Source organism: Empedobacter sp. UBA3239 (genome assembly GCF_002362875.1).
Taxonomy (GTDB): Bacteria; Bacteroidota; Bacteroidia; order Flavobacteriales; family Weeksellaceae; genus Empedobacter; species Empedobacter falsenii_B.
The window spans coordinates 51,815-63,744 of record NZ_DEVJ01000049.1; the positions used below are offsets into that span (position 1 = coordinate 51,815).

10 protein-coding genes and 1 pseudogene are annotated in these 11,930 nt (G+C 30.7%); 5 read left to right on the forward strand and 6 right to left on the reverse strand.

The features are described from left to right. The first annotated feature begins 64 nt into the window (after positions 1-64). From clpX to B4G36_RS07125, 3 genes are all read left to right on the forward strand, one after another. Positions 65-1,213, forward strand: coding sequence for an ATP-dependent Clp protease ATP-binding subunit ClpX (gene clpX, locus B4G36_RS07115; protein WP_221854332.1), 1,149 nt, complete (start codon positions 65-67; stop codon positions 1,211-1,213). A gap of 598 nt (positions 1,214-1,811) precedes the next feature. Beyond that, positions 1,812-1,949: a hypothetical protein gene (locus B4G36_RS07120; protein ID WP_291062988.1), complete on the forward strand. Its 138-nt coding sequence runs from the start codon at positions 1,812-1,814 to the stop codon at positions 1,947-1,949. 60 nt (positions 1,950-2,009) lie between these two features. Next, positions 2,010-3,305, forward strand: coding sequence for a TlpA family protein disulfide reductase (locus tag B4G36_RS07125; RefSeq protein WP_291062990.1), 1,296 nt, complete (start codon positions 2,010-2,012; stop codon positions 3,303-3,305). Between the two features lie 57 nt (positions 3,306-3,362). Here the strand turns inward: B4G36_RS07125 and rodA are convergent, their stop codons facing one another. The 6 genes from rodA to sppA all read right to left on the reverse strand — a co-directional run bounded on the left by rodA (position 3,363) and on the right by sppA (position 11,108). Further along, on the reverse strand, positions 3,363-4,907 hold the full coding sequence (gene rodA / locus B4G36_RS07130; protein ID WP_291062992.1) for a rod shape-determining protein RodA: 1,545 nt from the start codon (positions 4,905-4,907) through the stop codon (positions 3,363-3,365). Then, on the reverse strand, positions 4,876-6,861 hold the full coding sequence (locus B4G36_RS07135) for a peptidoglycan D,D-transpeptidase FtsI family protein (RefSeq protein ID WP_291062994.1): 1,986 nt from the start codon (positions 6,859-6,861) through the stop codon (positions 4,876-4,878). Before B4G36_RS07135 ends, rodA begins: the two co-directional genes overlap by 32 nt. Further along, positions 6,858-7,373 (reverse strand): rod shape-determining protein MreD, encoded by a 516-nt coding sequence (gene mreD, locus B4G36_RS07140; protein WP_291062996.1) that lies wholly within the window; start codon positions 7,371-7,373, stop codon positions 6,858-6,860. Before mreD ends, B4G36_RS07135 begins: the two co-directional genes overlap by 4 nt. Next, positions 7,363-8,214 carry a rod shape-determining protein MreC gene (gene mreC, locus B4G36_RS07145; RefSeq protein WP_291062998.1) on the reverse strand — a complete coding sequence of 284 codons (852 nt, stop codon included), beginning with the start codon at positions 8,212-8,214 and terminating at the stop codon, positions 7,363-7,365. Before mreC ends, mreD begins: the two co-directional genes overlap by 11 nt. A 14-nt stretch (positions 8,215-8,228) precedes the next feature. Then, positions 8,229-9,254, reverse strand: coding sequence for a rod shape-determining protein (locus B4G36_RS07150; RefSeq protein ID WP_019975837.1), 1,026 nt, complete (start codon positions 9,252-9,254; stop codon positions 8,229-8,231). Between the two features lie 168 nt (positions 9,255-9,422). Beyond that, positions 9,423-11,108, reverse strand: a complete 1,686-nt coding sequence (gene sppA / locus B4G36_RS07155; RefSeq protein WP_291063000.1) for a signal peptide peptidase SppA — start codon at positions 11,106-11,108, stop codon at positions 9,423-9,425. A gap of 46 nt (positions 11,109-11,154) precedes the next feature. Here sppA and folK point away from each other — a divergent pair, with 46 nt between their 5' ends. Beyond that, positions 11,155-11,628, forward strand: coding sequence for a 2-amino-4-hydroxy-6-hydroxymethyldihydropteridine diphosphokinase (gene folK / locus B4G36_RS07160; RefSeq protein WP_291063002.1), 474 nt, complete (start codon positions 11,155-11,157; stop codon positions 11,626-11,628). Between the two features lie 136 nt (positions 11,629-11,764). Further along, positions 11,765-11,930, forward strand: a pseudogene (locus tag B4G36_RS14070) (IS982 family transposase); the annotation flags it as partial.

Consider the following 11,930-nt stretch of genomic DNA (forward strand, 5'->3'; position numbering starts at 1 on the left):
ACAAATAAATATTTTCTATCTAAAAGAAAATAAATACCTTTGCATCTTAATTAAGTATAGAAAATTGGAAGAAAATAAGTGCTCTTTTTGCGGAAAAAGCAGAAACGAAGTAAATATTTTAGTGTCTGGAATCGACGGTAATATTTGTGATAATTGCATAGAACAAGCTCATGGTATAGTTTTAGAAGAATCGAAATTTAACGAAAATAACGATTTGATAAAACCATTAACGCTAAAATCTCCGAAAGAAATTAAAGAGTTTTTAGATGATTACGTGATTGGTCAAGACCAGGCAAAAAAAATATTGTCGGTTGCCGTATACAACCATTACAAAAGAATATTACTAGACAAAGAAAATGATGTAGAGATTGATAAATCGAACGTTATTTTAGTTGGAGAAACAGGAAGTGGAAAAACATTATTAGCTAAAACAATTGCTAAGTTATTAAATGTTCCGTTTGCAATAGTTGATGCAACTGTACTTACAGAAGCTGGATATGTAGGAGAAGATGTAGAAAGTATTTTGACGCGTCTTTTACAATCTGCTGATTATAATGTAGAGCTTGCCGAAAAAGGAATCGTATTTATTGATGAAATAGATAAAATTGCACGTAAAAGTGACAATCCATCTATTACACGTGATGTTTCTGGAGAAGGTGTACAACAAGCTTTGCTTAAAATTTTAGAAGGAACTATTGTTAACGTGCCACCAAAAGGGGGACGTAAGCATCCTGATCAAAAATTTATAGAAGTTAATACAAAAGATATTTTATTTGTGGCTGGCGGAGCTTTTTCTGGAATAGAAAAACACATCGCAGATCGTTTGAAGAAACACGTAATTGGTTTCAAGAACGAAGATCACAAAGAAATAGAAAATCTTTTGGATGAAGTAAATGCACAAGATTTGAAAAACTTTGGTATCATTCCAGAATTAATTGGACGTTTACCAATTATTACTTATCTTAAAGCATTAGATAAAGAAGCGATGAAAGCTATTTTGACAGAACCAAAAAACTCTCTGATGAAACAATATACAAAACTTTTTGCCTTAGATGGAAAAGAGCTTGTAGTGACGGACGAAACCCTAAATAAAATTGTAGACCGTGCCAATGAATTGGGTTTAGGAGCTCGAGGATTACGAGCAGTTACGGAAGAAATCTTTACTGATTTAATGTATAACATTAAAGATTTACCAGAAAAAGTTATAATATAATCTGTTGAATAGTAACTTATTAATAAATATTTTTATATTTGTAATAAAATTATTATTTAATTTAATAGAAACATACCAAAAATAACATAATTTATGAAAAAGAATCTACTTGCTTTAGTCACACTTGCTTAGGTCTATAGTAATTCTACACAATATAAATATATAAAAGATAGCTGACGATAAAATTAATAATCGCTTAGAATTCTATTGGAATCAATCACCAAAAACACTAGATATAAATGATTTGAATAAGCTACTATTTATATAGAAATAATGGAGGTCATCTTGTTAAATTTGAGCAAAGTAATACAACTGCTAATATTTCAATTTTTAATTTAATTGGACGTCAAATATTTTATAAAACAATATTTCTACAAATACAGATTATAATTTAAATATTAATAATATTCCAACCTTATATTTGGTTAAGATTGTATATTAAGATGGTGAAACTTTAACGAAGAAAACCATTAACAAATAAAACTAGCCATGAAAAAATTATTGAAAATTAACTTGTTTTTTTTATTTGTTTTCATTATTAATGTATCTGTTAACGCCCAACCTACAAATCCTTTATTCAGATTGGAAAAATTGTAATATGAACGGAGATAATACAGGAAATAGGGATGGTATTAGAAAAGTATCTATTCATGATTATGCACCTTTTTTAATTGTTACAGCTGTAACAATTGCAGGCTATTTTTCCTACAGACAAAGACAAATTATTAAAAAATAAATTCATACTTTTAAACCTCAATCTATTCGATTGAGGTTTTTTTATTATATCAAACAAACTATGAAAAATAAATTTATACTACCGCTTGTTGTTTTAGGAAGTTCTGTTTTTGGACAGTTTAACGTTTCTGGACAAATAGAAAATTATGCTAACAAACCTGTTTTGGTTAAGATTTTCGAGAATGCCGAAATGAAATTAATCAACAATGCGATTACTGACAACAATGGAAATTTCTCTGTAAAAGTTCCGAAAGCATACAATGGTTTTGTACGTATTGATTTGCCAACAGGTGAAAATCTTTCGTTATTAACTGATAACAAAAATCTAAAATTCAAAACGGTTAGTGGGCAAGAAATATCTACTAAACTTGAAATTTTTGAGGGAAATACACAAAAGGAATACAATAAAGTTTTAGCACTTCAACCATTAAATGAAATTCAGAACCAGGTTTTTCCTTATTTAATGCAAATGTATAAACCAACTGATGAATTTTATACAGCAATGGTAAAAGAAGATAAGCGTATAAAAGAGTTGAAACGTAACGAAAATTTTTCGCCATTAATTACCTATATTAATGAGTTGAATGATTTGAAACAAAAAGCTCAAACAAATAAAGATGCTGAAACGCTAAATGAAATTGTGAATCATTTTGTAAAAGATGATATACGATTGGAGCAATCTGGAATATTTAATGATTTAGTTTTTGCTTATATTAACGGAAAATTAGCTGCTGCTAACAATCAAGATGTAGAAGTGAATTTAATTGCTGCTACAGACGAAATTTTGGCTAAAACAGATATCAAAACAACAAGAGGTCAAAATGTTTTGACAACGATCTTAAACTTTGTTCCTGAAAAAGAATATGCAAATTTTCATAAAAAATACGTAGATAAAGTAAAAGGTTTGACTTCTAACGTAACAGATCAATTGAAAAAGAAAGTGGGACAAAGCGCTTCTATACAAGTGGGAAGTAAAATTCCTAATATCACTTTTCCTCAACCTGTTAATGGAAAAAAATCATTGTATGATATCAAAGCAGATCAAAAATTAATTGTTTTCTGGGCTTCTTGGTGCCCTGCTTGTCAACAAGAAATCCCGCACATTAAAGAGTTTTACAAGAATTTTAAAGCAAAAGGTGGAGAAATTGTTGCCATTTCTTTAGACTACGACCAAACAGCTTTTAACAATGCTACGAAAGAATTACCTTGGTACAATTATACTGATCTTTTGAGATGGGATTCGCCAATCGCGGCAGAATATGGAATAGAATCTACCCCTACTCTAATTTTGGTTGATAAAGACAATAAATTAATTAAGAAAATTCATCATATTTCTGAGTTAGAAGTATCGAAATAATAACGAAAAAGCTACATTGATTTTCAATGTAGCTTTTTTATTTTATTGAATTATTTTCTAAATAAATCCTTGACTGTTCTTGTAATGAATGATTAGGAAAATTCCGATCAAAATAGTGAATCCCCACAACGAACTTCCTCCGTAGCTGAAAAACGGTAACGGAATACCAACTGTTGGGAAAAGCCCAATCACCATTGCGATATTGATAAAGAAGTGAAAAAATAAAATTGACGCAACTGCATATCCGTAAAATCGAGCAAATCTATTTTTTTGGATTTCGGCTAAGAAAAATAATCGTCCTACGAAAACTGCATAAACAATCACCAAGGCTGTACTACCAATGAATCCCCACTCTTCTCCTACTGTTGTAAAAATGTAATCGGTTTGTTGTTCTGGTACAAACCTTCCTTTTTTAATAGTTCCTTGATTGTAACCTTTTCCATATAGTTCGCCCGAACCAATCGCTGTTTTTGCATACAATAAATTATATCCCGAAGTATCGCGGTATTTTGCTTCTCCTTCATACAAAACCATCACACGCTCTTTTTGGTGTTTAGGTAATTTCTCAAAAATGATCGGAGAAATAAAACTAACCGTACTTGCAAATAATAACAACACAACAGACACAATAATACTAAAATTCAGAACATTTGCAGCTAATCCAGATTGTGTTTTGAATGGTGAATCATTAATTTCTTTTTGTTCGGTTAATTTTAAAATTAAAACTGGAATAATTGATATAAAGAATCCTATTAAACCAAAGAAAGTTGTATTAAAAAATATCGGCTCTGAGAAAAATAAGGAACGCATTGGGAACAAATGCCCGAAAGATTCTCTTGTTGTTTCTGATAAATCTTCAACCAAATAACAAATTCCAATCAATAATAAAAAGAAAATTGATAAACCGATTAAAACACCATGCATCGCATCAACTACATTCTGATTATAATTGAAAGCTAAAATTAATAAAGCTATTGTAAGAATTATAAATCCAAAAACTAATAAAACGTAAAAAGGAATTTGTACAATCGAAATCAAGAAAATGATTAATAATATGATTGGCGCTAAAATTATCCATGGATTAAGTCCTTCTCTGTACAAGGCAATACTTAATGAACAGAAAATAATTACTGAACCTAAATCGGGTTGTAAAAGAATTAAAACTACTGGTATTGCGATAATCAACAATATTTTTCCTATAAAACCTAAGTCTTTTAGATTTGCGTTTGAATGATTGATAAAATTAGCAATCAACAAAGCTGTACCAATCTTCGCAAATTCGGCTGGTTGCAAACTCAGAGGTCCAAAACGATACCACGCTTTTGCTCCATTAATTTCCTTTCCAACAATCAAAACTCCGACGAGTAAAACGAGGGAAATGATATAAAAGACAGGACTATAAATTTCGAAAAAATTACGGTTGTTTCCACTCGCAATTATCAAAATCAATATCATCACCATTCCAAGTCCAAACCAAATTAACTGTTTTACACCTAAATCTGGATTGACACTATATACATTCATAATCCCGAAAGTTACTATCAGAAACCCTAGGATCAGTACAATCCAATCAATTCCTTTTAGTAATCTGCTTTGGCTCATGTTTTAGTTTTGTTGAATCTTTTTTAAATTTTAAACTATCTATTTTATTTCCGATAGAATCCTTTTTTACAGGTTCTACGTATAATCCTTTTCTTTTTAGATAATCTATCCATTGACGACGATATTCGCCTTGTAGATTACCATTTTTCATACGTTGTACTAACGCAGGTCGTTTTATTGTATCTGTTACATACAATTCAGCAATCAAACTCGCCATTGGTCCAGCATAAGTTGTACCCCAAGAACCATTCTCTACAATTGCAGCAATCGCAATTTTTGGTTTATCTGCTGGAGCAAACAATACAAACAATGAGTGATCTTGTCCATGAGAGTTCTGAGAAGTTCCAGTTTTACCAAATTGTAAAAAAGAACTTGTATCAAAACTACGAGCTGTACCCATTGTAAATACATTACGCATTCCGCGTTGAATGATGTCAAAATGTTTTGGATCAACCAATGTATTTTTTTTCACCATATAGGTAGAATCCGTCAATGGTTTCCCATCAATACTATGTACAATATGCGGTGTATAGAAAAATCCTTTGTTGGCAATAATTGCTGTATAATTTGCCATTTGCAGCGGAGTTGTATTAATATCTCCTTGTCCCATACCATTGAAAATAATACGGTAAGGATTCCAAACACCTTCTCCAAAGCGATTGTCGTAAAACTCAGCTGTCGGAATAAGACCTTTGCTACCAACAGGTAAATCTGTTCCCATAAATTTTCCTAATCCGAAACTATTCAAAATGGAAGCCCATTCGTTAATTCCGACACTATAATCATTTGGATCTTTACGAACAATATCACGATAAGCTTCAGAAAAATAATTATTACATGATTTTCCAATTGCATGTTCTAAACCTTGCGGCGTATAATACATTCCACAGTGACAACCAATATGCATACGTCCATAACGATAACCATGTTTACAAACATATGTTGTCTTTTCTGTCATCGTTCCCATTTGTAAACCTGCCAAAGCCGTTACCATTTTGAATGTAGAACCAGGAGGATAAGTTCCTTGTAAAGCTCTATCATAAGTTGGACGAGAAATTGAATCATTAATTAATGCACTTCTCAACTTTGTATTCAAATAATCATTTGGATTAATTGTTGGCGCAGATGCTAAAGCCAAAATTTCACCATTATTAGGATCAAGAGCGACAATTGCTCCACGCTTATTTTGAAGCATTTGTTCCGCCAATTCTTGCAAACGATAATCAATTGTCAAATGAACTGTTTTCCCACTTTTTACAGGTCGATCATAATCTCCGTTTTTATATGGACCCACAACATTCATTGTTCGATCTACAATCCAGTTTTTTACACCTTTTATTCCTCGCAAATCTTTTTCATACGATTTCTCAACACCGGCAATACCAACCAAATCTCCAGGTTGATAATAGGTTGAATCTGTTTTGATATATGCTTGATTGGCTTCATTTATATAGCCCAGTATATTTCCGGCAGAATTTACCATGTATTTACGTTCAGGACGTTTAATGATACTAAACGCTGGATACAAATACAATTGCTCTTGCATACGAGCAAAATTCTCGCGCGAAATATTCTTTAAAAAAGGGTATGGAGATAATTTTTTGTAATCTTTTGCGGTAACAATTTTATCTAAAATCGAATCAAATTGTTGTGTTGAAATTCCAATCATTTTAGAGAATTTAGGTTTATCAAAACCATTCATATATTCTCCATAACTGTCAATTAATTTCCCTGGAATAACGTCTAATTCGTACGAATATGTGTTACTCACCAACAATTTTCCGTTTCGATCAAGAATATCACCACGATTAGGATAAATAATTTCTTGTTTGATCGAAGTATTAAATGCATTTAACGTATAACGATCTGTAAATAATTGCAAATACGCCAAACGTCCTATAAATAGAAACACTATAAACAGGATGAGTGCATAAACAACCATCAACTTTTTCATACTCCAACTTTATTTTTAAATAAAATTTTATAAATAAAGACAAACACAAAAGTTATTCCCGAACTGATTAATGCTTTTAGCATCAAAGATCCAATTCCTGATGGTTTAAAATTCTCAAGAAGTAATAAAATAATATGATGTGCAAGAATTAGAATAATCAAATAAAACAACCATTGCGCAAAACTGAACGAATTGAAAGAGAAAAATTCCATTTCGTAATCTTGTTTTCCTGCCAAAAGTTTGATGATTGGATTTCTAAGAAATGCGATAAGTGTTAATGCAAAAGCATGAATTCCTCCTGTGTATTCGAAAATATCTATCATTAATCCTAACATAAATGATAAGATTAGTAAGGCATATTTATTTTGATAAGGCGGATAAAATAATACAAATACAATATAGATATATGGTTGATAACTTCCTAAAAAGTTAATGTGATTAAACACAAAAACTTGTAACAAAGCTAAAACGATAATCTTGATAATATTGATTAAAAAATCTTTATTGAACATTCTGTGGACTTGTTATTGTATCTGATTTTTCTACTTGTTGAATTTCAACTTTATTAAGGTTTGTGACCACATAAGCTTGAGCTAAATTGGCGAAATCTTGTTTCAATCTTACTTGAACTTTCATTTCTCCTGTTTCATCAATTCCTTTGCTTACAACTTTACCTATAATAATTCCTTCTGGGAAAACTGGCGATTTACCATCTGTTTCGATAATATCTCCTTTTTTCACTTCGATGTATTTCGGAATTTCATATAACTGGACAAAACGAGGATCTTTTCCATCCCATTTCACTGTCCCAAAATATTGATTTCCTTTGATACGTGCATTGATATTGATATCCTTGTTTAACAACGAAATTGCACGAGAATAATTTTTCCCAGCAAAAGTTACAATACCAATTACACCATTATTTGTAATGATTCCGTCACCTTTTTCTATTCCATCATTTGTTCCTTTATCAATCGTCAAAAGGTTTTGCGTTTTGATAATCGAGTTATTTACAATCTCTGCAGGTACAAAAGAATACGTTTGATGATAACCTAAGGTATCCGATTTGTAAAACTTTTTAGTTTTCGCATCTTTAATACCTAAATGCACCAATTGCTCACGCAAAAAGGCATTTTCGTCCATCAAATCTTTATTGGTACTCGGTAAATGAATAAAGTTTGTCACCTTTGCAATTTTATCATCCACATAACCTGTAAACGATGTGCTTGCAGAGGCAAGAATAGTTTCGTGATAAATATTTTTCTTAAAGACAAGAAACAACGCAATTAACTCTAAAAAGACAAAAATTAATAGCATTCCATTTCTTCTAATCGCATTCAGAATATATTGCATTGCTCTTTACTCTTCTATTTCATTAAGAAAGTGAATTTATCAATATTTTTAAGTGCAATACCAGTTCCACGAACAACAGCACGTAAAGGATCATCAGCCAAGAAAACTGGTAAACCTGTTTTTTTAGAAATACGTTGATCTAAACCTCTCAACATAGCTCCACCACCAGCCATATAGATACCAGTGTTGTAAATATCAGCAGCTAATTCTGGAGGAGTTTGAGATAACGTTTCCATTACACCATCTTCAATGCGTAAAATTGATTTGTCTAATGCACGTGCAATTTCGCGGTAATTTACAGTAATTTCTTTTGGTTTTCCTGTAATCAAATCACGTCCTTGTACTGGCATATCCTCTGGTGCATGCTCTAGTTCTTCTACAGCAGCTCCAACTTCAATTTTAACACGTTCAGCAGTTCTTTCTCCGATATATAAATTATGATGGGTTCTTAAGTAATATGCAATATCATTTGTAAAAACATCACCTGCAATTTTCACAGATTTGTCACAAACAATACCACCTAATGCAACAACGGCAATTTCTGTAGTACCACCACCTATATCAATAATCATGTTACCTTTAGGTTGAGTGATATCAATTCCAACACCTATCGCAGCAGCCATTGGTTCGTAAATAAGACGAACATCTTTTGCGTTAACGCGTGCACAAGAATCTTTTACAGCACGTTTCTCAACTTCTGTAATTCCAGAAGGAATACAAATCACCATTCGTAATGAAGGTGAAAATAACTTCCCTTGAATTCCAGGAATTTTCTTGATGAACTCTGTCAACATGAATTCTGAAGCTTCAAAATCTGCAATTACTCCGTCTTTTAAAGGACGAATTGTTTTTATATCATCATGCGTTTTACCTTGCATGTGTTTTGCTTGTTCTCCAACAGCAATAACTTTATTTGTTCTTCTATGTATAGCGACGATAGATGGACTATCTACTACAACTTTATTATTATGAATAATTAAAGTGTTAGCAGTCCCCAGGTCAATCGCAATTTCTTGCGTGAAAAAATCAAATAATCCCATCGTTGATTATGTCTCAGTATTATTAAAAATGAATGTACAAAAGTATAATAAATTTAGATGATTATAAAAGAGAATTTAATTTTTTAATCATCTAAATATTTTTACTAAAATAGTAAGATTTTAACAATAAAAAAGGGTTAAAAATATTTTAACCCTTTTTTATGATTTTTATTGAATTTGAATATCGTAAGGTAGCCTAACTTGAACACCTTTTTGTTCATTCATCATCTTTATTTCTTTGTAAATTCGGATTCCGTCCGAACCTAATTCTTTTGCAATTGCTGCTTCGGTATTTTTTCCTTGAAGATTATCCATAAATTCTTCGAAAGAATCTTTTCGTTTTGGGTAATTCTCTGTCGAATATTTTTCGATTTTAGCCAATTTAGCGGCTTCTTTTATTGCTGTATCTAAACTTCCGAAATCATCTACCAAACCAATTTGTTTTGCACGAGTTCCAGACCAAACACGTCCTTCACCTATTTTATCAACTTGCTCGTATGTTAATTTTCTATTCGTCGCAACGTGATTTACGAATTTTCCATAAATCAATACAATTGATTTTTGCATCGTATTTTTTGCTGTTGGTGATAATGGTGTCGTCAAAGATTTTAACTGATCTGCATTTGCATTCGTTTTTACTTCATCAAAATCTAATCCGAAATTATTGAATAATTTTTGAGCATTTGGTATCATTCCAAAAACACCAATAGACCCAGTTATTGTATTTGGTTGCGCATAAATTTTGTCAGAAGCTTGCGCGATATAATATCCACCAGACGCCGCAACATCTCCAAAAGACACAACAATTGGCATTTTCGTTTTCAATTGCATCAATTCATATAAAATTTCTTCTGAAGCATTTGCACTACCTCCAGGAGAATTTACACGTAAAACTAAAGCTTTGATTTTATCATTTTGACTGATTTTGCGAATCGCATCTACATAAGTTTTTGATTGAATACCATCAAAACCATCTCCTTCAGTAATTGTTCCTGAAGCATACAAAACTGCAATTTTATCTTTTTCAGATTTATTTGATAAGGTCTCAAAATAATCTTCCATTTTTATAGTATGTTTATCAAGAACTTCAAAATCAGTTTTTGATTTTTCTTCTTTCAAACCAAGTTTTGAGAATAACATTTTTTGATATTCATTTTCTTGAGCCAATACATCATAAATCTTGTTTTCTTTTCCTGTTTCTGGAATGAAAGCATACAAACTATCTGTTACTGTTGTAAATTGTTCAGGAGAAATTTTACGTGATTTTGTAATCGAAGTTGAAACATTACCCCAAACATCATTCAATAATTCCGATAATTGCAAACGATTCTCATCAGACATATTTGTTCTCATATAAGGCTCTACAGCACTCTTAAATTGTCCGTGACGAATCACCTGAAAATCTACACCATATTTATCTCCTACATTTTTGAAGAACATAATATTAGAACTCAAACCTTGTAATAAAGTTCCACCCAAAGGATTTTGATAAATTTTATCAGATACACTACTTATATAATATGACAACTGGCTTCCTGAATTAGAATATGAATACACAAATTTTCCAGATTTTTTAAAATCTTCTAACGCATTACGAATATCAGTCGCTTGCGTAGCTCCACCAGAAAATTTATCCAATTTCAGACTAATTCCTTTTATTTTATCATCATTCTTCGCTTCTTCAATTGAATAAATAATATCTTGTAAAAAAACATTTGGACTTTCTGACATATCAAAAATAGAAACGGAACGATCCATATCACTTTCCATAATTGGATCTTCTAACGAAATTTCTAAAACAGAACCATCTTTCACACTTTTTGTTGGAGCAGATAATGCTGAAACAAATATCAAAACGATAAGAAGTATTACAAATACACTAATCGTTAATAGATTTCCTATGATTGTTGAGAATACTCTCCCGAAAAAGTTTTTCATTTTTAATTTATTATTACTTTTGCTCTATATGTCGCAAAATATAGTCATTTTGTTACTTGGTACAAACTTAGGTGACAAAAAAAATAATTTAGAAACAGCTAAAAACCTTATAAACAAAGAGGTAGGTAATATAAAAAAAGAATCTAATATTCTTGAAAATAAGGCTGAAGGATTTACTACAGATAATTTATTCTTAAATCAAAAAATAGAAATTAATACAAGTTATTCTCCATTTGAGATTTTGAAAAAAATTAAAGATATTGAACAAAAAATGGGAAGAATCTATTTTAAACCCAAAGAAAATGAGAGTTACGTTGATCGTTTAATAGATATTGATATATTATTCTATAATAAAGTTTTAGTTAATTGCAATTATTTGAAAATTCCTCATCCTCAAAATTATTCTAGAGATTTTATTAAAAGTTTATATTTTTAGCCTGTTCTGCATTTTGATTATTAAATAATAAAGTTGTTCATTTGATTGAAAATTTGTAAATTGTTTTTACAACAAAAAATTCACAATGAATAACTTACTTGCAAATTATAAAAGAATATTGGAAATTCTATGAAAAATATCCTAAGATAAACTTTTAATTTATCAACGTAGAAGACCTAAACATTTGATTTAAAACTCATAAGTCTTTTCTTAACTACTGAATTTATGGGTATTGATAGTGAAAATAATTCATTTCGGAATATTCCTAAAGTGTAAGTTGTAAAATTGAGCGAAGTATTTAC

Excerpts from the sequence above, each read along its gene's own strand:
- mreD (WP_291062996.1), bottom strand. The coding sequence starts at position 7,373 with ATGTTCAATAAAGATTTTTTAATCAATATTATCAAGATTATCGTTTTA.
- B4G36_RS07125 (WP_291062990.1), top strand. The coding sequence starts at position 2,010 with ATGAAAAATAAATTTATACTACCGCTTGTTGTTTTAGGAAGTTCTGTT.
- B4G36_RS07150 (WP_019975837.1), bottom strand. The coding sequence starts at position 9,254 with ATGGGATTATTTGATTTTTTCACGCAAGAAATTGCGATTGACCTGGGG.
- folK (WP_291063002.1), top strand. The coding sequence starts at position 11,155 with ATGATTGTTGAGAATACTCTCCCGAAAAAGTTTTTCATTTTTAATTTA.
- mreC (WP_291062998.1), bottom strand. The coding sequence starts at position 8,214 with ATGCAATATATTCTGAATGCGATTAGAAGAAATGGAATGCTATTAATT.
- B4G36_RS07120 (WP_291062988.1), top strand. The coding sequence starts at position 1,812 with ATGAACGGAGATAATACAGGAAATAGGGATGGTATTAGAAAAGTATCT.
- rodA (WP_291062992.1), bottom strand. The coding sequence starts at position 4,907 with ATGAGCCAAAGCAGATTACTAAAAGGAATTGATTGGATTGTACTGATC.
- B4G36_RS07135 (WP_291062994.1), bottom strand. The coding sequence starts at position 6,861 with ATGAAAAAGTTGATGGTTGTTTATGCACTCATCCTGTTTATAGTGTTT.